Annotated in this window: 17 protein-coding genes and 1 pseudogene; 13 read left to right on the top strand and 5 right to left on the bottom strand. The window is 43.8% G+C overall.

Features of this window, described 5'->3' with window-relative positions; translation table 11 throughout:
- Position 1 precedes the first annotated feature (1 nt).
- The 7 genes from BN1546_RS06610 (at position 2) to BN1546_RS06580 (ending at position 13,189) form a co-directional block, all read left to right on the top strand.
- The gene (locus BN1546_RS06610) at positions 2-4,969 is read left to right on the top strand and encodes a DUF4132 domain-containing protein (protein WP_090736656.1); all 4,968 of its coding nucleotides are present in this window, start codon (positions 2-4) and stop codon (positions 4,967-4,969) included.
- Between the two features lie 225 nt (positions 4,970-5,194).
- Positions 5,195-5,689: a GNAT family N-acetyltransferase gene (locus BN1546_RS06605; RefSeq protein ID WP_090736653.1), complete on the top strand. Its 495-nt coding sequence runs from the start codon at positions 5,195-5,197 to the stop codon at positions 5,687-5,689.
- 193 nt (positions 5,690-5,882) lie between these two features.
- Positions 5,883-6,866: a Gfo/Idh/MocA family protein gene (locus tag BN1546_RS06600; protein WP_090736651.1), complete on the top strand. Its 984-nt coding sequence runs from the start codon at positions 5,883-5,885 to the stop codon at positions 6,864-6,866.
- A 495-nt stretch (positions 6,867-7,361) separates the two neighbouring features.
- Complete coding sequence (locus BN1546_RS06595; protein ID WP_090736647.1) at positions 7,362-10,091, top strand: beta-glucosidase; 2,730 nt, start codon at positions 7,362-7,364, stop codon at positions 10,089-10,091.
- Positions 10,092-10,268: 177 nt separating this feature from the next.
- Positions 10,269-11,786 (top strand): glycoside hydrolase family 30 protein, encoded by a 1,518-nt coding sequence (locus BN1546_RS06590; protein ID WP_090736644.1) that lies wholly within the window; start codon positions 10,269-10,271, stop codon positions 11,784-11,786.
- Positions 11,787-12,092: 306 nt separating this feature from the next.
- Complete coding sequence (locus tag BN1546_RS06585) at positions 12,093-12,599, top strand: S-layer homology domain-containing protein (RefSeq protein WP_052452873.1); 507 nt, start codon at positions 12,093-12,095, stop codon at positions 12,597-12,599.
- 101 nt (positions 12,600-12,700) lie between these two features.
- The gene (locus tag BN1546_RS06580; protein WP_090736640.1) at positions 12,701-13,189 is read left to right on the top strand and encodes an RTX toxin; all 489 of its coding nucleotides are present in this window, start codon (positions 12,701-12,703) and stop codon (positions 13,187-13,189) included.
- A gap of 366 nt (positions 13,190-13,555) precedes the next feature.
- Here BN1546_RS06580 and BN1546_RS06575 read toward each other — a convergent pair whose 3' ends face one another.
- Positions 13,556-14,350, bottom strand: a complete 795-nt coding sequence (locus BN1546_RS06575; protein WP_090739137.1) for a tyrosine-protein phosphatase — start codon at positions 14,348-14,350, stop codon at positions 13,556-13,558.
- A 303-nt stretch (positions 14,351-14,653) separates the two neighbouring features.
- Between BN1546_RS06575 and BN1546_RS06570 the strand changes: the two genes are divergently transcribed.
- The 5 genes and pseudogenes from BN1546_RS06570 (at position 14,654) to BN1546_RS06550 (ending at position 18,139) form a co-directional block, all read left to right on the top strand.
- Complete coding sequence (locus BN1546_RS06570; protein WP_025677427.1) at positions 14,654-15,214, top strand: MFS transporter; 561 nt, start codon at positions 14,654-14,656, stop codon at positions 15,212-15,214.
- Positions 15,215-15,238: 24 nt separating this feature from the next.
- Entirely contained in the window at positions 15,239-15,517 is a 279-nt protein-coding gene (locus BN1546_RS06565) for a DUF1648 domain-containing protein (protein ID WP_025677428.1), read from the top strand.
- A gap of 153 nt (positions 15,518-15,670) precedes the next feature.
- Positions 15,671-16,567, top strand: coding sequence for a TetR/AcrR family transcriptional regulator (locus tag BN1546_RS06560; protein ID WP_090736637.1), 897 nt, complete (start codon positions 15,671-15,673; stop codon positions 16,565-16,567).
- Between the two features lie 780 nt (positions 16,568-17,347).
- Positions 17,348-17,589: pseudogene (locus BN1546_RS27750) on the top strand (IS5/IS1182 family transposase); the annotation flags it as partial.
- A 70-nt stretch (positions 17,590-17,659) separates the two neighbouring features.
- Positions 17,660-18,139 carry a GNAT family N-acetyltransferase gene (locus BN1546_RS06550; protein ID WP_090736634.1) on the top strand — a complete coding sequence of 160 codons (480 nt, stop codon included), beginning with the start codon at positions 17,660-17,662 and terminating at the stop codon, positions 18,137-18,139.
- Between the two features lie 169 nt (positions 18,140-18,308).
- Here BN1546_RS06550 and BN1546_RS06545 read toward each other — a convergent pair whose 3' ends face one another.
- From BN1546_RS06545 to BN1546_RS06535, 3 genes are all read right to left on the bottom strand, one after another.
- Positions 18,309-18,512 carry a hypothetical protein gene (locus BN1546_RS06545; RefSeq protein WP_058829000.1) on the bottom strand — a complete coding sequence of 68 codons (204 nt, stop codon included), beginning with the start codon at positions 18,510-18,512 and terminating at the stop codon, positions 18,309-18,311.
- Between the two features lie 11 nt (positions 18,513-18,523).
- Entirely contained in the window at positions 18,524-18,841 is a 318-nt protein-coding gene (locus BN1546_RS28470) for a transposase (RefSeq protein ID WP_081317824.1), read from the bottom strand.
- Positions 18,842-19,002: 161 nt separating this feature from the next.
- A complete protein-coding gene (locus BN1546_RS06535) occupies positions 19,003-19,866 on the bottom strand; it encodes a LysR family transcriptional regulator (RefSeq protein WP_040102038.1) in 864 nt (287 codons plus the stop codon).
- A 226-nt stretch (positions 19,867-20,092) separates the two neighbouring features.
- Here BN1546_RS06535 and BN1546_RS06530 point away from each other — a divergent pair, with 226 nt between their 5' ends.
- On the top strand, positions 20,093-20,455 hold the full coding sequence (locus tag BN1546_RS06530; RefSeq protein WP_040102037.1) for a cupin domain-containing protein: 363 nt from the start codon (positions 20,093-20,095) through the stop codon (positions 20,453-20,455).
- A 360-nt stretch (positions 20,456-20,815) separates the two neighbouring features.
- On the opposite strand, the gene BN1546_RS06525 is transcribed toward BN1546_RS06530, so the two are convergent.
- Positions 20,816-21,322, bottom strand: a complete 507-nt coding sequence (locus BN1546_RS06525; RefSeq protein ID WP_090736631.1) for a hypothetical protein — start codon at positions 21,320-21,322, stop codon at positions 20,816-20,818.
- Positions 21,323-21,345 lie beyond the last annotated feature (23 nt).

The raw sequence follows: 21,345 nt of genomic DNA, 5'->3' as shown, positions 1-21,345 counted from the left end.
TATGCATCAGGAGAACAATGAGCAAGAATATTTCGCCACACTGAAAGAGCGCGCAGCGCAACTGGGTGAACAACAACAGGAGTTGGCTCAGTATGTTGTGGAACTGGGTAAGCTTCATTACATACAAGAGGTCGAGGAGTCATTTATCGAATGTCAGCGAATATTGAAAGAACGGGCGGCAGAAAGCGGAGAACGGCTGTTCAAGCCACTGGCAGAGGTACTGCGTGCTCTAATTGGACAAACAGCTGGCAATGTGTTCGCACATCTAACAGAACATGTGACTGAATATCCATACAGCACCGGATATGAGCGCAGACCGTTTCGCACTTCGGATATTACCGCTCATACTTCCCGAATTTATAAAAAAATGGTGCAGTTGATCCGAATGGACTGTATCGGATTCTCTATAGTGGATTATTTAACGAAAAAAGACTATGAACCAGGCAGGGATTACCGAATTCAGGAGACGATTGGTGATTGGATTGCTTACGAGCTAGACAATGGCAATTCACAGGTGCTTGAGGCGCTAAAAGCTATTATTTATGGGGATAATCAGGCGGCGCTACTTACTCGCAATATGATTAAAGGCATGCTGCTGAGCCATCAAGAAGAGAATTATCACATGATTGGCGAGCTGCTGGCAGCGGCCAAGCTTCAGGAGGGATTGCGCCAAAGCATTGTGGAGCAAATGGATGAAGGAACTCCAGAGGCTCTCATTTATCTGTTAAAGGTGATCATCGACCAAGGCTTCATTCGTTACAGTTCGGTGGTGCGGGCGCTTGCAGTCTGGACGGGCATGGGCTTGGAATCCGCGAATCAGCGGGTCGTTCGCCAATTGATCGAGCAGGCATATGAAGCATTGACTCGCAGTGAATTGCGCCAGGAATGGCTGACCAGCTCAAATGCTAACGAACTGTATATGAGTTTGTGGGCTACAGCAGTACATGAGGAACGTGACTTGTATGGACAGGTTCGCCAACTTATGGAGCAGGGAGCAGCTTACCAGAAGATCGTAGCACAATATGTACTGTCTAATACTAAAAACAAGGATCTGCGCCTCGGAATTGCTAGAGAATATCTGGATGAGACGGATCCGGAGCTTCGCTATTGGATACTCACGAACTATACAACTGATTATTTTTATGAATGGGTAGAAGGCGGGACGGTCGCGGATCGAATCGTTAAAGTGGCGCGCACTCCTTTGTTGGAGAGCAAAGAGGAGCGTCGTAAGGATTTTGAACGACTTCATAACCTGTTTGTACATATGAAAAAGGGAGAGTCTACCGAGCCCTCCAAGGTACTGGATTATGTAAATCTGTATCACCGCTCGGATGCAGCTATTCAAAAAATGCTGTATCTCGCTGGTTATGATATGGACGCTTCCTGGATTGGGGAAATTATAGCCTTAAAGGATCAGATTAGCCCTAATCTGCGCGGCGAGATATTGAATCATTTTGTGCAGAATCCTGAGGATGCGGTACAGCGTGACTTTATTTTTTCCAGCTTGTCTGACAAAAGTATGAGTATCCGTGAGTTCGCTGTGGCTAAGGCGCGTAAGCTGACGCTGTCGGAACCAGAAATGCAGCAAATGGAAGCCTTATTAAAGCTCAAGACAGGCTCGTTGCGACAAAGTGTCATCGGTGTGTTGCTTTCACAATCGGAAGAGCCGCTAGCTGGCTCTTTGGAACGCTTGCTTCGTGCTAAGGCGGAACTGCAACGATTGGGTGGCCTGGAAATTTTGACGAAGATATATGCAGATCCTGATCGTGCCGAGCAGTATGAAAGCCTGCGGTCTTTGGCGGATATCATTCAGCAACCCACCGCCAAAGAGGAGCAACTGCTGTCCAAGTTGGGACAGGAGGATGCTTATACAGGGACAAACGGGTTTGGCCTGTACGATCCGAATGTCAAGGAAGCTTGGTTGGAAGAGAAAGTTGATCTGGGTGATTTCCGAATGGCCGATGTTTTTGTTAGCCCATTGGAGAAGCTCAAGCAGTTCTTGAATGGACTGGATGAACTGGTTCATCATCATCGTGATGTGGAATATACTGCGGAGTATTATTCAGGCTACAAAGATACATTGCTTATTGGGACGAACCTTCGCCCTCTACGGATGATTCAGGTCGATGAAGAAGTAGATTCTAGGCTGTCTTTATATCCTCTTTACGAGGAATGGGACCGTTATTTGCAGGAAAGCGGCATAGAAGCGCGTGATCTGCTGGAGCTTGTTTTTTATGATCGATTGGAGCCTATGGACCGAACGTTGGATCGTTACTATCGATATTTCTCATTTAACTTTGGCTATTCAGAACAAAGCAAGCACAAGCTGTTGGAAGGATGGCGTAAAGACTTCGCCGAGCAAATGTATCCTTTAGAGCGGATTAACGAGGTTCAAAAGTGGATGGCAGAGCTGACCTATACCGATCAGGTAAGCACATTAATTAATGCCTATTTTATGGACACAGCCGGAGCCGAGACATTTGACGTAATCGACCTTGCCTTAAATTCACTGATGCAGAGTATGCCTAAGGATAGACCTGCAGAGGATATGGGAATGTTTCATCTATTGTCCAGTCCGTGGGTGGCATTGGAGAAGGGACGAATTCATGATAGTGAGTCCTTTAAGCGCTTTTTCCATACCTTTGTGAACTACGCAGAATGGCCAGGAATGGAAAATCGTTTTTATTCTCCGCTGGATCTGGAGGATTACTTCAAAGCCTATGAAAAAAGGCTGATTGGTGTAGGTGAAGTGTATCGGGAGCTGTTGGCCAGTAGTGATAGCAGAAGCCATATGAGCACCTTAACCAATGCCCGTAATACATGGATTTCCAGCAAACCAGAATTTTTGGAGATACGTCGTACGGTTATTGATCGACTGCTGGAGGTTGAATTGGTTCGAGGCGACTTGCCTACCGAGGCCACACCAAAGGTGATGGGTCTGAGCCGGATTGAAGGCATGGATTATTTTATCCGTATTCTGGAGGGTCTCGACAAGGAAACGTTCGTGCGTGGTTATGTGTACGGCTACGGTGATCGTATTACCAAAAAGGAATCGTTCAGCCACTTACTCAAGGCGTGTTATCCAAGTGATGGCGAGGATGCTGCATTGCTCAAGGAAAAGCTGAAACACACTAAAATTACAGATAAACGCCTGCTGGAGGCGGCAATGTATGCCCCGCAGTGGATTGAGATTGTAGCAGGTTATCTCGGATGGGAAGGACTTCGCAGTGCGGCATGGTACTTCCATGCGCATATCAATGAAGGCTTTTCGGCTGAGAAAGAAACGATTGTAGCTCATTACTCACCGATAGCTCCGCAGGATTTTAATGACGGTGCCTTCGATATTCACTGGTTTCATGAGGCCTATGAGACGCTGGGCGAGGAACGATTTGATCTGCTGTACGATTGTGCCAAGTATATTTCGGCTGGAGCCAATCATCGTCGCTCCCAGTTGTTTGCGGATGCAACGCTGGGTAAGCTGAAACGGAGTGAAATGGAAAAATCAGTGGAAGACAAGCGAAATAAAGACCATTTGTTGACCTACAGTCTGATTCCACTTGCAGAGCCGCCTGAATCAGATGTCCGCGAACGTTATGATTTTATCCAGAAGTTTCTGGAACAAAGCAAAAAATTCGGGGCACAGCGTAAGGCTAGTGAGGCACTGGTTTCACGGATTGCGCTCGGGAATTTGGCACGTAACGCAGGTTATGATGACCTAACCCGTCTCGTCTGGGACATGGAAGCTCGCAAGCTGGATGATCTCCGCTCTTATTTTGAGCCCCATGCCTTGGATGAAGCTACAACGATACAACTCGTCATTGATGATGAAGGAGCAGCAGATATTGAAATTGTCAGCAAAGGGAAGACGCTGAAATCCATTCCGGCTCGTTTCAAGAAGGATGAGTATGTTACGTCGTTGAAAGAGCTTAAAGGAGATCTGGTAGACCAATATCGCAGAGCTCGCAAAGAATTGGAGCGCTCTATGGAGTCGGGTACGACCTTTATGGTAAAGGAATTGAGAGGACTGCTAGGCAATCCTGTACTTGCTCCGCTGGTGCGGACACTGGTTTTCAAGGCTGGCGATCACCTTGGATATTTTAACGGGGATACGTTAGCGTTGACTGCTCCTTCTGCTGAACAGCATACTATTGGAGAAGAAGATAAGCTGATTATTGCACATCCACTTCATTTGTACGAAAGTGATCGTTGGAGTGAATTCCAGAAGGACCTATTCGACCGTCAGATACGCCAGCCATTTAAACAGGTGTTCCGTGAGTTGTATCTGCTAAATGCTGATGAACGTGCTAACGCGACAGTTTCCCGTCGGTATGCGGGACATCAGGTACAGCCGAATAAAACGGTATCTCTACTAAAAGGTCGCCACTGGACGGTCAGCTATGAGGACGGACTCCAAAAGGTGTTCTATGCCGAGAATCTGATTGCGAACCTGTATGCCATGGCCGATTGGTTCTCACCAGCGGACACTGAAGCTCCTACACTGGAGACCGTGCAGTTCTTTGATCGGACAACATATAAGAGCGTGCCTTTGGAGGAGGTTCCACCTGTTCTTTTCTCTGAAGTTATGCGGGACGTGGATCTGGTTGTCAGTGTTGCTCATGTAGGCGGCGTTGATCCAGAGGCTAGTCTGACGACCGTTGAAATGCGTAAGGTCATTGTACAGGAATCTCTTCGTCTGCTGAAAATTAGCAATGTACGCTTAGATGGGAATTATGCGCGTATAGATGGGAATCTTGGCGAGTATGCGGTCCACCTCGGAAGCGGTGGGGTCTACAAGCAAGCGAAGGGAGCACTGCACATTATTCCGGTGCATTCGCAGCATCGTGGGCGCATCTTCTTACCATTTCTGGATGAGGATCCAAGAACAGCCGAGATTATATCCAAAATAGCGTTGCTGGCTGAGGATCAGAAGATCAAGGATCCGCAAATTCTTGCACAGCTTCAAGCGTAGGATAGAAATTGTAATATAGAGAAAATCATAATTAACTCAACGTTCGCACCTAGACAAGGTTTCAATCGACTATACAGGTGGAAGCTCAGTTTAGTTGCGGAGGTTGAGTTATTTAATACAAGGTACGAATCAAGCACGAATAAGGAGATATACATAAAAGGTTGTCTCTGTGTTTTGACGGGAAGCTTACGACATCACAATTGACGATAATAGGAGAATACAGCGATGGTAAATAGCATCCTTTTAAAAGAGTACGCAACTGAGTATCAATCGCAAGTTGTCGATTTAATTTTACATATTCAACAAAACGAATATAATATCGCCATCACTAAAGAAGATCAGCCTGATCTGCTTGACATTGAAAACTTCTATCAGCATGGCAACGGTAACTTCTGGGTGGCTCTTCGCGGAGGAAGCGTAGTAGGAACGGTCGCCTTGCTAGATATCGGAAACCATAAGACGGCACTCAGAAAGATGTTTGTAAAACAAAACTATAGAGGCAAAGCCTTTAATGTTTCGAATCAATTACTTCAGCATGCCATAGAATGGGCCAAGGACCGGTCAGTCGAAGGAATCTATCTTGGAACAACACCGCAATTCGTAGCAGCTCATCGATTTTATGAGAAGAATGGATTTGTTAGTATAGCTCTGGACGAATTGCCAATGGGCTTTCCAGTTATGAAAGTGGATAAAAAGTTTTACAAATACACCATTCAATAAATGGCCTGAACCAAGACGATCCTGAAGAAATTCCTGCTCAAACTTGACTTCGTGTTCGCCTCGCCGCCTTTCTGCGAAGCCGCAACACAAACTGTTGCCGAACAGGAATTTCTTTTGTTTAGGGCAGGGGTTTGCTAGAATGAAGAAGATCGTGTAAGTCTACGTTAACTATACAACTGGGAGGGATACAAGTATGAGCAAAAAGATAAAATGGGGAATTGTCGGTACGGGATGGATCTCAGATCAGTTTGTTGCTGATTTGCAGCATGTTACGAATGGAGAAGGATACGCCGTTGGATCACGCAATATTGAAAGCGCTACCGAATTTGCAGCCAAGCATCACATAGCACAGGCATACGGTAGCTATGAGGAATTAGTGCAAGATTCCGAAGTCGATGCGATTTACATTGGAACCCCTCATCCTTTTCATAAAGAGAATGTTCTAGCGGCTCTTCGAGCGGGCAAAGCCGTCTTGTGTGAGAAACCCTTTACAGTTAATAGCAAAGAGCTGGAGGAACTAATCAGCTATGCGCGTGACCATAAGCTATTCCTGATGGAAGCAATGTGGACACGTTTTTTGCCACCGATTCGCCAAGTGCGGGAGTGGATACATGAGGGACGTATTGGTGAAGTAAAGTTGCTGAAGGCGGAATTCGGTTTTCGCGTAGATTGGAACCCAGAGGGAAGATTATTGAATCCCGAGCTGGGCGGAGGGGCATTATTAGATGCAGGAATTTACCCCGTTTCTTTTGCTTCGATGATCTTTGGCCCCGAGCCAGAGCATGTATGGAGTACCGCCCATATCGGGGAAACGGGCGTTGATGAGACATTTTCGATCATGCTGGATTATGGAAAAGGACGCACGGCTATGCTTAACGGGGCGGTTCGTCTCGGGCTGACGAATGAGGCTTATATCCATGGAACCAAGGGCTATATCCACATTCCGTCATTCCTGAATAGTACATCGGCTACTTTAGTTGTGGATGGTAAAGAGGTGCAAAACTTTCAGGATGATCGCTCCTCTACAGGCTATGCCTTTGAAGCAGAAGAAGTCGGGCGCTGCTTGAACGAAGGTTTGCTCGAAAGTTCTACTATTTCTTTGGATGAATCATTAGGAATTATGAAATTGATGGATCAGATTCGTTCACAGTGGGGGCTCCGTTATCCATTTGAATAATCACATTGAATCCACATTGCCTCCAGGGACCTTTCAGGTCTCTGTTTTTTTATTATCCTTTCTTTTTTATACATAAGTATTTCCAATTTCCTAAAATAGAGGCTTTGGTCGCACGCTAAAAAAGATCATAGATGCATGTCAAAGCGTGGGACATATGAATCATTTTTTAGGATTATAAATAGTTAAAAAACAGTCATTAAAAAGTTACAAAAGTGTAATCTTATAATCAGTTAACTGAATTGTTAGCGCTCTCTTTATATGAGAAAGAATGAAGGTCCTAGTATTCTTCTTCCAAAAACTTTCAATGAAATTTCCGAAAATGTGCGGTAGGGTGGTAAACGTGTCACTTGAGCCATTGCGGCTTTTGCTGACTTGCTTGCTTACCCCGTGGCTCTGGATTCTTGTTGGAGCTCGCAGGGTCGAGAGCCTTTGCAAGCCTGTGAGCGTTGAATAGGCATTCACCTCATGACCAAACATCAAGGAGGAATTACAAACGTGAAAGTAAAATCAACATGGTTGTTCCGTATGGTGATGATGACAGTCATTGCGGCTGTTGTGATCGGACCTATGCATATTGCAGGAGCGGCAGGAAGCCGGACAGATCGGCCTTGGATGAACACATCCCTGTCGGCTGAGAAACGGGCAGCATTGCTGTTACAAGAAATGACGCTGGAAGAAAAAATAGATCTGGTGACTGGTAAGGTCAACAATTATTATGGATTTTATAATAATTCGATGGAACGGTTGGGTATTCCGGCGTTAAAGATGGCAGATGGACCTGCGGGTGTTCGGATCGCCAATCCGGATGTGCAGGACAAGCAATCAACTGCGTTGCCGGCCCCTATTGCATTGGCTGCAACGTGGGATACCCAGGCTGCCAAACAGTATGGAGATTTGATTGGAGACGAGGCTTTTAATACGACTCATAATGTGGTGCTTGGACCGGGGATGGATATTGCCCGTATTCCATGGGGATCGAGGAACTTTGAATCTATGGGCGAGGACCCGCTACTGCAATCGCAAATGGCGACCGCTTATGTCAAAGGTGTGCAAAGCCACCCTGTCTTGGCGACTGCGAAACATTACCTTATGAATAATCAGGAGACGGAGCGTTTCACGACAAATGTCAAAGTCAGTGACCGTGCGCTACATGAAATTTACATACGCCCGTTTCAGGAGGCTATTGCCAAGGCAGACTTGGGCGGAGCTATGTGCTCCTTTAACAAGGTCAACGGCGAATCGGCATGTGAGAACAAGACCATCCTGACAGACCTTTTGAAAAAGGAAATGCAATTCAAAGGTTTCGTGATGAGTGATTATGGCGCAAATCTGAGTACAGTCGAATCGGCAAATAGCGGCTTGGACCTGGAAACACCTGGAACACCTTATGGTAAATGGGGAGATCAGCTGCTGGATGCTGTCAAGAATGGCAAGGTAAGTGAACAAACGATTGATGATAAGGCTAAGCGCATTCTGGTGCAAATGTTCAGTAAAGGTTTGTTTGATCACCCGGCTCAAAATAATCAAATTGATGCCCGTGACCATGGTAAAACAGCCCGTCAATTGGCTGAGGAAAGTATGGTACTGCTTCAGAATAAAAACAACGTATTACCGTTATCTCAAGATAAACTCAAATCCATTGCTGTGATTGGTCCAGATGCAGATAGCGGCACAGTGGCAGGCGGAGGCAGTTCGTTGGTAAACCCGACATACACGGTGAGTCCGCTGGAAGGCATCCGTAATCGTGTAGGAAAAGGAGTTACCGTCAAGTATGCACCGGGCACGGACCCTATTTCTGCGGGAGACATTATGCCAGGTCCATCAGCTGTTCCGTCTTCGTTGCTGACCACATCCGATCAGAAAGAGAATGTCAGTGTTGGATATGCGACTTATGGCGATGCTGAGCAGGGACTGCGAGGCGAATACTGGACGAATAACAAGATGGAAGGCAATCCGATTCTTGTGCGCAATGATGATCAAGTCAATATGAATCTTGGCTTTTATAATTATCAGGGCTTCAATGCGAAGTCCCCTAAAGTTCCTAATACCCCAACAACACTAAATGGTTTGATATCTGCACGCTGGACAGGGGCCATTGCAGCTCCCAAGGATGGTGACTATGCATTGTCATTAACCAGTTTGGGGTCAAGCAAGCTGTATCTTGATGACAAGCTATTTGTAGATAATCAAGGTACGAAGCTGGGAACAACGAAGAAAAACATCTCGCTCAAAGCGGGGGAAAAGCATAAGATACGAATTGAATATCGTGCCGATTATCCAACGAATGGTCGCGATTCTGGTGGTATGGTTCGTCTGGGCTGGGAGCCTCCGGCAGATATGACAGACAAGTTGATTGACAATGCTGTAAAGCTGGCTAAAAAATCGGATGTTGCGATTGTGGTCACACGTACGTATGAGAGTGAAGGCTATGTGGAGCGTTCCGATATGGAGCTGCCGAATAATCAGGATCGGCTGATCCGTGCGGTTGCCGCTGCCAACCCGAAAACCATTGTGGTACAAATGAGCGGCAGAGCTGTGCAAATGGACACCTGGCAGGACAAAGTTCCAGCGATCGTACAGGCATGGTTTGCTGGTCAAGAGCAAGGGAATGCCATTGCGCGCGTCTTGTTTGGGGATGTGAATCCTTCTGGCAAGCTGCCAGTAACCTTCCCGGTTAACGAGCAGTCTACACCTGTATCCTCACCGGAGAAATTTCCGGGTGTCAATGGAGTCGGTGACTATTCAGACGGTATTTTTGTAGGCTACCGTGGATATGAGAAATCGGGTATTCAACCTGCATTTTCCTTTGGACACGGTTTATCCTATACAACTTTCGGGTACAGTGATTTGAAGGTAAAACAGCATGCGAGTGGAAAGAAATCCGATCGTACAAGTTCTGTCGAGATTTCCCTTAAATTAAAAAACACTGGCAAAACAGCCGGAGCTGAGGTTGTGCAGGTATACAGCGGTAAGCTTCCGACCAATGTAGAGACCCTATCACGTCAATTGGCAGGTTGGGCCAAGGTAGAGTTAAAGCCGGGCCAAGAGAAGAAGGTTCGCATTGAGCTCGACCCGAAAGCCCTCTCTTATTGGGATGAAAAATCCAAAGCATGGGTTATGCCATCTGGTGAAGTTCCGATTTATGTAGGCAGCTCCTCTCAGGATACAAGACTGACAGGAAGTGTTACGATTCCGGCAACCTCTACAGAAAAGGCAAAAAAGTAATCCCGTTATATTCCTTTTAAAGTGGTTAAATTTCAAGAGAGCACGGGCACTAGCACCGGCTCTCTTTTTGCTATAGATATGTAACATTCAGTAGGTATGCAAAGGGAAACCCAAGTGAAAGCTGAAATAGAAGGAAATATAGGGGACAGTCTGATTATGGAGAGAGGAGGACCTTAGATGAAGAAACTCCCAAAACAACGACGTTCTGACTTCTTCCTGCTTATAGTTGCAGCTATCATCTTGATTGGTGCTATTCTGATCAGTCTGGCTATGCAGAATGGTGTGAACACGGCAGGCGAAAGGAATGTCAGTATGTGGCTAACCACACCAGACCCGGCGAATCGTCTGACACAGCAAGCCCCAATCCCATGGAGAAAAGACAACAGTAACGAAGTTGCAGCGAATGCGGATACACTGACGGTTGAGATTAGACCAGATATTCGTTACCAGACGATGGAAGGGTTTGGCGCAGCAGTTTCCGGTTCGTCCGCATATCTGATGAATCATGGCATGTCTGCCAATCAGCGTGATCAGTTGCTCAATGACTTGTTTACAGCCGGCGGTATTCAATTAAGCTATATTCGCCATACCATTGGAGCATCAGATTATTCAGTGGATGAACAGGGACAGCCTAGCAGCTATACCTACGATGATGTGGCAACAGGCAAGGACTATGAGCTAAATCATTTCTCCATTGCCAAGGATCGGGATGTGATCGATGTGCTGAAGCAAATTCTGAGAAGAAACCAGGATTTACGGATTATGGGGACTCCATGGACGGCCCCGCCCTGGATGAAATATGGTGAGCAGATATATAACGGTTGGTATTTGGACTATACCGATGCGCGTGTCTATCAGGCGTATGCTGACTATTTTGTTCGTTATATACAGGCCTATGCGAATGAGGGGATTCCCATTCAGGCGATTTCCATTCAAAATGAGCCGGAATTCACCACGTCCAAGTATCCCAGCATGAGTATGGGAGCAGTGGAGCAGGCGAAATTTATTAAGCAATATTTAGGCCCTGCTTTAAGTCGAAACGATTTGTCTACCCATATCATTGCCTTTGACCATAACTGGGATACTGGGAGTGAATATGCCAAGACCGTGCTGGGAGACGAACAGGCTCGAAGCTATACGCACGGAACGGCCTTTCATTGCTACAAAGGAGAGCCGACAGCGATGTCAGACGTGCACAATGCTTTTCCGGATAAGCCTGTTTATATGACAGAATGCAGCGGAGGAGCATGGAGTCCGGGCTTTGGAGATGATTTAAGCTGGGATATGTCCAAGCTAATTATTGGTGCACCCCGAAACTGGTCGCAAAATGTCCTCTTTTGGAATATTGCACTTGACCCGTCCGGCGGTCCGACCAATGGCGGATGTACCAACTGTAAAGGTGTAGTGACCATCGACCCGTTAAGCGGTGCCGTTACGAAAAATGTAGAATATTATGCGATTGGACATGCCAGCAAATTTGTCCGTCCTGGTGCGGTACGTATTGATTCTACTCATTATAGTGGAAGTATTGAAACGGTCGCTTATCGTAACCCCGACGGTACGCTGATCCTGATTGCCGCCAATACGGGAGAGAACACAAAAACATTTAAGGTTCGGCAGGGAAATCAAGTTTTCAAATCAACCCTTCCATCTAAGTCAGCAGCTACCTTTCAATGGAAGCCTACAACTTCCTGAGAGGGCCTGTACATCCATGTTTATAAAAATTTTAGAGTGCTTAGCCCTATCTGGCTAAGTGCTCTTTTTTTCTCTACCAAGTTCCAACTATGAATAAATAAAATTTTAAGATTGTTCAGAATCGGTTCAGAAGTGGATGCTAAAATCTTTTCACTAACAAAAGAATGAACCATGTACGGGGAGAAACTGGTGAATTAAGAACAAATAAAGAATGGTAGAAAGCGCTAATCGAGACGTTGCTGGCAGGTATAGCATGGGGACCACAGTTTTGTTCATGTGGAAAAGAAAGGGGACACATCAGCAATTGTGACTAAAGCGAATACAGTATCTTTTACCGATCAATCCAAAAATATGTCGTCAGAGGCGTTACAGGCAGTACAGGAGGCTGTGAAGCAAGGGGGGATCACTGATTATCCGGATGGCTCATTTCGCCCAGATGAACCACTGACGCATTGCGGCGGTGGCAGTTCTACAACGAATCCAACACCAACGTCCACACCCACACCTAACCATGTACCTGTCACAGCCACAGTTCCTCCCGATCAATATGGCATTGTAGGTTCTGGAGATACACTAGTGGATTTAAAAAATGTATTTTTTAGTGCTGATCAGGATGAGCTATCGTATCATGTGATCACTTCAGATGTATACGTAGTAGAAGCAGAAGTAGCAAGTCAACAGCTTACGTTAAAGCCCAAATCAGCAGGAAGCACACAGGTGTTTGTGACAGCAGAGGATGGAAAAGGTGGTAGAGCGAGCGTGTTTTTCACCTATACAGTCACTGGCTCTACTTATAGCTCAACTTTGACGTAATTAAGATGTTACAAAGCTGGACATTCACGTTGTATTTAGTGGTACCGCCTGGCAGAGCGACTATATTTCAGGTTCATCAGGAACCACAGGAGGCATTTCTTTTGTTCTTTTCACAATATGTCGATGGTGGAGACGGTCGCATCGTGCTGCAATTGTTTTACAACCGAGAATGTGACCTCTCTCATAAAATAGAAGGATATGAGCTGGAGGTTCACCAATTCATGAAAAATACGAACCGCATGAACGTGTCCAGCATAGCGCTATATCCGGTTAATCCATTAATACCGTATCTGATCATAAACAGCATCTTTTACGATTTTATGGATGTTACAAATGTTTCCTATTTTAATCAAGAGGGTCATTTTTATAACCCAAGCGAATTTAATACGGTCGCATATGTACTAAAATATCATGGAACTGTGGTAGATGTGCTTGGAGAGCCTCATTCGCAGGATCAATTGTTTCCTCAAGGCGGGACATTTGTTCGTAAACAAGGTATAACATGCGGCTCGCCCGTTTTTAATCAGCAAGATGAGTGGCTTGTTTACCCGAAGGGTACTTATCAATATGTGGGCAGGCATACACTTTAATTGTGTATATTGTCTGAGACCTCTACTCTTTGTAGTGAAAGCCAGTTGGGAGACAAATTCCTCATCTCCGACCGTGTTCCCAGAAACAATTCTCTCATCAAGCTTGCCTTCGAGCATTCCCGGACAAAGGCTCATTTCCTCTGCAGGAGATGTTCCGTCTTACAGCTCTCACGCCACGTATATCATTTAAAATCCCCTCACTAAATCTTTTCTTGTTGTTTCGCGTCACCAATTATAAACACTATAGTTAAGTATAGAGTCAATTTTATCTTCCATCGGTGAATGTACATATAGTTTCCCTTGATCAGTCCTCGGTTAAATACCAGAATACCCCATAGTAGATTGGACAAGGTAACTTCAATTTCGTTACTCTAGAGCGAGCTCTTTGAAGCGTTCCAGGTGCTGCTGCGAAACGCCGCATTCGTTTTTCAAGTATTCTTCAATGTTCGCATGCCGGCTCATAATTCCCTGTAGCACGTCCTCCAGATAATCACGCTTCACCTCCAGCATGGGCCTGATTCGCTCTGCAGGCACTCGGTAAAAGCTCATCAGTCGGATCATTTTCTCGGCTTTTTTCATACGTGGCCCGATGCATATATTGGAATGCAAGTAGTCCTCAAGCACGCTTTCGTAGGGAATTCCCAGAAACAGCTGAATAATCGCCACGATGAATCCAGTTCGATCCTTGCCCCCAGTGCAATGAATCAGGATAGGAAACTTCTCTTTTTCGGACAACAGAGTGAAAAGTTTCTGTAACGTAGACTTAGAGCCAGTCCCCATATGATCATACATGTCTTTCATCGTTTGTTCAAAATCGATATCCTTGCCATGTCTAATTAAATACCTTATAAATTCGAGACGGGTAAATTCCTGACTTTTATCCTGCATGGCCAAATTCTTTACTTCGACTCCCTGATTCAGCATTCGGCTCTTGTTCGATTTCTGCTCCGTTTCCGTTCTTAAGTCGCAAATCAGCTTAAGGCCGATTTGATTCATTCGTGCCATGTCGGCTCTCGATAACTTTGACAATTCGTCGGAGCGGAACAGGATTCCCTTTCTTACTCTCTTCCCATCCGTGGTGGCATAGCCTCCGAAATCCCTGAAGTTGGTCAAGCCATCAAAATAGAGTGCAGCGGTGTGCTCATGATTGTTTTTTTGCATATTCTTTTCCTTCCGTTCATTTATAAATCCCTGTTTTTTCATGACTAAATCAATGCTGTATATTTCGACCCCTGACATTTATCTTATTTTGACTATTTAGTTTTGTAAAGAACTAATAGTTCATAATTCGAATAAATCTGTTTATATCGAGGATTGACACACCTGGCTCTCAAGGATATGATGAGTTGAAAACCTAAAAGTTTTTAATAAAACTGATTGGTCAAATAGGGTCTTGACGGGCTAGACTGAAGCAGGCTTAGTCCTCAACCTTCGTTCATTTCTAGAGAAAGCAGGTATTTGTATATGTCTCATCATGCAGTTATTGAGGAATCTTCTAAGGAAGGGTCATTTATATTCCGTCTATATTTTTTACCAACGCTTGCGATCGTCATAGGGACGTTTATGGTGATTTTGAACAGCACAGCTCTTAACTTGGCCCTCGCGACCTGGGTTCAGGAATTTGGCGTTTCTCTCCAGACCACTCAATGGTCGGTAAACGCCTATACACTTTCACTTTCTGCGGTCATTCCGTTGGCAGGATGGCTTTCGGACAAATGCGGTGCTAGGAAGGTGTTTCTTTGTTCTATTGGATTATTCATGTTAGGTTCCATATTATCTGCATTCGCGCAAAATTCTGGACAACTGATTTTTTTTCGGATCATTCAAGGTTTAGGGGGAGACATGGTTTCCCCGATTGGAATGGCCATGCTATATCGCCTTGCTCCACCTGACAAGCGAGGGGCGATCATCAGTTTACTTGGGATTCCAATGCTTCTCGCTCCCGCGCTAAGTATGGTACTATCCGGCCGGTTGGGTGAATTCGTAGACTGGCACTGGACTTTCTGGCTTACTACTCCAAAATAAGATAGAACAAAAGGAGGCAACGCATTGATTAAGATTCTCTTTCATCCTAAAACGCCCGTTTTTGTCACAGTGCTTGCGTGGCTTGCCGCCATGATAGTGGTCTGCTCTGCTCCTCTGGAGATCCCTGTTCATTTCATGAATGGACAAGCCGACAGGTTCGTCAGTCGATGGGGCGGTCTTTTTGGTTTTCCAGCCTTGATGACCGTGTTGCTCATAATCCGAAATTGGCTTGACACTGTTGTGAGGCTTATTTATGTACTGGTCTTACTCCATATTTGTATGCTATGTATCGCTCTAATGTAAGGGAGAACGCTTTTACTGAGTACCATGGAGTGGATCGGACGCCTCATTTTGGCACGACGCCTTCTTTTTTGCTCGCTGGATATTGGCTATACTTGATCAAGGAACTTTGAAAAAATCACATCTGTCCGTAACAAGTGATAAGGAGACATAAGCATGAGTTTAATAAAGGAAAAAATCGTCCAATCTGCTATCCGCCTTTTTATGGAGAAAGGCTATAGAGCAACCTCAATTCAGGATATCGCCGACGATTGCAGTATCGCCAAAGGTTCCTTGTATAAATTTTTTGAGTCCAAGGAAGAGTTGTTCGTCAGTATATTGAAGCAACGCCAGCAGTATATGATGGATGAGGTGGAGCGAATTCGGAAAATGGCATTACCGCGCCGGGAAACGTATCTGGCCGAAATTATGGGTTTGTTCCAATTCTTTGGCCGTCACGGCTACTATATTTCCCGAGATTACAATGAATTTCCCTCGGCGAGCAACGACAACATCTCTACCCTCATTCATCAGATTCAGATTCAGATGTTCAGCTATTACCAAAACCTGCTGATGCGCCAATACGGCTCTGCCATATTCGATTGGAAATGGGACGTAACTGCCATGTTTAGCGGCATGATCCGGGAGTATACTTTTCATCTGCTATTCGCCTACAAACCAATCACCGTCGAAAAACTAGCAGGATTTATCGCGGAACGTATGGATGATTTGGTTCAAGGTTTGAGTAAATGTTCACCTCAGCCTCTGCTAACCTATGAGTTCATGAAAGAGTATGAGGAAGTGGATTTAGAGTCACTTGTCCCGACAAGCTCAGCGAGGATTTCCGTTTTGTTTCAAGCGATCTTGTCAATCATTCCTGATCTATATATCCCAAATGCTAGAAAGAAGGAACTTCAGCAAGTGACCGTGTTGCTTGAGGAAGAGTTGGAAAATATGGCACCTAGAGCGTTTTTGATCCAGGCATTGCTGCGGGATTTGGCCGCTGAAGCAGAACTATCGTTCTATGCCCACCAGTTGCAACAGCGGCTAGGCGAGCTTCTTATTAAAGATTGATTTCGATATGAGTAAAAGGCGGTTTTCTCTCAAGTATGATTTCGTATTATTAGGTCAACCCAAAATTTGGTCGGCCTATTTTAATAGGTGTTTTAAGATGATGATAGCCGGGGGAGAACTAGGTGGTTTTAGGGGAATAAATAACCCGTCAAGAAAACTGTCCCACTCCGCCTCTACTTCACGGGAAATGGTTGATTCCGAACCAACAAGATAGGCGTTCATTTTCTGGTGTTCCATCAAAAAACGTAAGACAACAGGTGGGAGTTCCGTTTTCTCGTTAGCAGAACTGGAAGTCCTTCATGCATGGCATAGTTTGGTACAAACATGTTTTCGGAGAAGATTTCTCCCGACAATAAAAATAGATTGTTTCTCCCTTGTTCTTACATAGGAGGATACGTCAGCCGATAGTTCGATACGGCTACCGTCGTTCGTGGAAATCCGGGATAGGCCATCTGCACTAAGTTGATCATGACAGCAAGATCATGATCAACTCATATTCGTGTAGTGTCTATCGTATTTGAGCTAAACAATTTTTGATGAACTGTACCAAATGGATGCTCAGGCGGTGCGTAGATAACATATATTTTAAGAAGTATATTTCCTGTTCAGTTATATTATTCCATTTACCAACAGGTATCATCATTGCATGGTCACAAAAAATATACCATATTAAACGATCATACCGTTCAGTTTTTAGAAAAACACGACCATGTCCTTGGCGTGTTTTTCTGTTAGTATGTTAGTTGTGTTGAAAGAAAATAAAGTGTTTTCTTTGGATACGTGCCCTATTTGTCGCTTTTGGCCGCCAGCAAAAACGCTTTGAATTTAAGGTCGAAGCCGTAGCACTTGATTCGGGTTATTTAACAACGTTAATTTGCAAAGGACTTCAAAGCTGGAAGACCTTTGCGGTGATTGCTCACCGGAGATTTCATCCCAAGCAAGGATTGTTTCCAAAGTGGAAATTCACCTTTGACGCCGAGCGAAATATGTTCGTTTGTCCGGCGAATCACGAACTGAAATACTGAACCACAGACCGAAAGGACTACCGGCAGTATGCTCCCGAATTTTAGATTTAATTGAAGGAGATCGTATATGGTTATTCGAGAAATGAAAAAAGAAGACAATGCAAAAGTAAAAGAAATTATACAAGATTCATTAAAATCACTTGGATTAGCGATTCCTGGAACAGCTTATTTTGACCCTCAACTTAATGACCTACACCAATACTATAATAATTTAAAACATGCGAACTATTGGGTAGTAGAAATGGAGGGAGAAGTTGTTGGTGGAACTGGCATAGCGCCGTTTAACGAACATGATAAAGTTTGCGAATTACAAAAGCTATACTTAAGTCCAAAAGCTCAAGGTTTAGGGCTTTCCAAGAAACTTATGGAAACAGCTTCGTCTTTTGCTTCTAAACATTATGAAAAATGCTATTTAGAAACAATGCATGAATTAAAAACTGCATGTTTATTATATGAAAAGTTTGGATTCACACTTTTACATGAACCTCTACCAGGTTCTGAACACTCTGCTATGGACGCTTGGTATATAAAAGATTTTCAAAGTTAGGTGTGCCAGTCTAATGTAACGTAGTGCTTTGACTATATTGGTGTACAAAAAACGGCTAAAAAATATATCGACTAATTTCCATTTTTTCAGGCGTTTTTGCAAAGTTCTATAATCAAAGCACTTAGAGCTTTACTTTGGATTAACCTATCAATTATTTAATATTTATTGGTTATTCTGCTAATTTATCAGCCTCTAATTCAAATAATCCGATATCTGTTTTAACTTTCATTTTTTTCTCATAAGCTTCGTTCCATTCTACACCGCACTTTTTAGCATGTAGTCTTGGAACGTAAGGAACACCCTGTTTTAAACATGAGTAGATTACTGTTGCTAATTTACCACAAGCATGTCCAATCGCTTTTCGTTTATTCATACCCCGTCCTACTAAACGGTCATAATGTGCTTTAAATACAGTAGGACCAGTATGGGAGCAAGCAAAAGTAAGGACATTAAAAAGAGTATGCGTCGAGTATCACGAATATCCTCATAGGTCATCCTGGTCTTTGAAACGGATGTACCTGAAGTTTTACTTTCAGCAGACACACCAAGAAATTTTTTAAATTCGAGATACGTAGAAAAACGTTCTACGTCGCCAATAGCTCCAATTAGAGTGCAAGCCATTACATCACTCATCACAGGAAATGTTTTAAGAATCTGATTGTAAGGATGGGGGGAAATATTTCTTCCACTGTCACCATGCAACAACGTTGCAATTTGCGAATGAAGTAATACATGAAGAAGATAGTATCATTGGGTTCATCAATCACTTCCATTTTCTAAGATAAAGATAAAAATTAAAGGAAATTCTGGGACAAGTCATTATACCTACGAATAATACTCTAAGTTGGGCAAATAGCAACAAATCACAGATTAGTTATACCCACCAGCTCCATAAATCGAGAGAGAGCACTGGTCATGTACGAGTCGCGACGCCTTATAAACACAGTGGGCACTGTTCTATACGGTTCGGGTAATGGATGACAGTTAAGTCTTCCCTGCATCCGTGATTCAACCATAGATATTGGTAAGACAGTGACTCCTAACCCGTTTTCAACGCATTTAAGGACACCCTCTAGAGTGCCATATTCCATCACCTTCATAGGAGCATAGCCATTGTCCTCTAGCCATCGCTGCCAACGTCCCAAATAGATGCAATGCGCGAATGACGAAAGCAGTGGTTCATGTAAAATCGATTCTAATTGGAATGGTTCCGGAGAGTAGCTTGTAATCAAAACTAGAGATTCTTCAAAGACAGGGTATTCAACAATTTCCGGATGAAGAATTGGCCCATCCACAAATGCGCCGTCTACCTTATACTTGAGAATGGTACTAACCTGATCTACAGTAGGTGCCATATATAAGCTTAATTCTACTTGTGGAAATTTCTTGTGATATTGTGTAAAAATCAATGGCAATCGTGTAGAAGCAGTTGACTCCATAGCTCCAATGCGCAAAGTTCCCCGCGGGGCAGAAGAAAGCTTAACTGCCTCAATCGCTTCCTCGAAATCGTAAAGCAACTTGTTTACATGCGGCAACAGTTCACGTCCTGCAGGCGTTAAGGATACCTTCTTATGATATCGATATAACAGAGGAACGCCCAACTCTTGCTCAAGACGTTGTATTCGTGCAGTAACGTTGGACTGTACATAATTCAATTTCTCAGCAGCTTTTGTAATGCTTTGTTCAATTGCTACTGCCTTAAACACCTCCAAAGATCTAATGTCCAAAACAACTCTCTCCTTTTTGCATCACAAAATGTGATTAACTATACATCTTTTTTTAATTTTACGTGATGCATTGCAGTATGTAAACTTAGTGAATAAGAGGGATTTACACCAAAACCAAGTGATTGAGTACCTCGTTACCTGATGATGAGGAGGTGAATGGGGAAAAAGGAGTTTCTAGTCGGGGCAAAATGCAGCACACAGTTACCAATAATGAGGAGGGAATTTCATGATTTCGAAGGTCAATGTACAAGATAAATTTTTGCAAATAATGGATTATTGGAATCCCAGAATAGGCGGGGAGTTGAACGATTCATACGTAAAAATGGCAAAGATCAAGGGTGAATTCATTTGGCATCACCATGATCACGAGGACGAAATGTTCTTCGTATGGAAAGGGAGACTACTAATCCGTTTGAGAGATGGTGAAATAGCTGTTAACGAAGGGGAGTTTGTTATTATACCTAAAGGAGTTGAACATCAGCCAATTGCTGAAGAAGAGGTCCATTTAATATTAATCGAGCCAAAAACTACTCTGAACACGGGAAATGTGGTAAATGAAAGAACCGTTTCGATTCCTCAACGAATTTGATGAACGCTCATCAGTGAAACAATTTATACTGATTCTGATTCGAACCTTAGCTAATGATTCAACTAATGGGTTCGATAGTTTAATAAAAAGAGGTATTCAGGAATGTATTTCTCCTGAATACCTCTTTTTATTTTCCAATTAGATTTCTAAGCACGTATGCGATTAACATGTAGTTCTTTAAAATTTATATAAAGGACTACAGAAATACTTTATTTTTCCTGTACAAGTGAACCCTCTTGACAAACATTAGCTGGTTTGCTTATGTATCCTTCTTGTTGCAGAACTTGTTCAAATAAATTTTAAAGAAGAGAAGACGCTCTGATTTTATCAGTACGTCTTCTCTTCGATTCGAATGATTAATCAGTCAATGGAAACAATTGTCCATACACCATCTTTATCCTTTTCAAAATAGAAGGTATACCGTATATCGGGAGAGAAGCCTTCTTCTTTATTAAGTCGTTCGCCTACAATGGGAACCAATACCCGATCATTTTCTTGTAGAGCTTCAGCAATACCAGTAAACTTCACCGGATAGTCGAAGAGATAATCGTGAGCTGTTCCAACCCTTGGACTGAGGGCAGCATGGAATTGATCCAAATCGTTTGATACGAAGGCGGATATTGCCGCTTTGAGTTTCGTTATCATTCCATACTCAATTAGTGGATCTTTAATTTCATTCCATTTGATCTCGTCCAAGCTTTGGTGTGTGGTTGATAAATCTGGTCTTTCTTGAATTGCTGATTCTGAGGCTGCCGGTACTGTTTCATTAGTGGAGGTACCTGTTGTCTCCTGCTTTCCACAACCAGCAAACACACTTACACTTATAGAAAGTATAAGAATAGAAATAAATTGAGCAGGTTTGTTCATATTTAGATTCACCTATCCTTTCT

Source organism: Paenibacillus sp. Mc5Re-14, from assembly GCF_001049835.1.
Classification (GTDB): domain Bacteria; phylum Bacillota; class Bacilli; order Paenibacillales; family Paenibacillaceae; genus Paenibacillus; species Paenibacillus polymyxa_C.
This window is presented reverse-complemented; position numbering and strand designations above follow the sequence as displayed.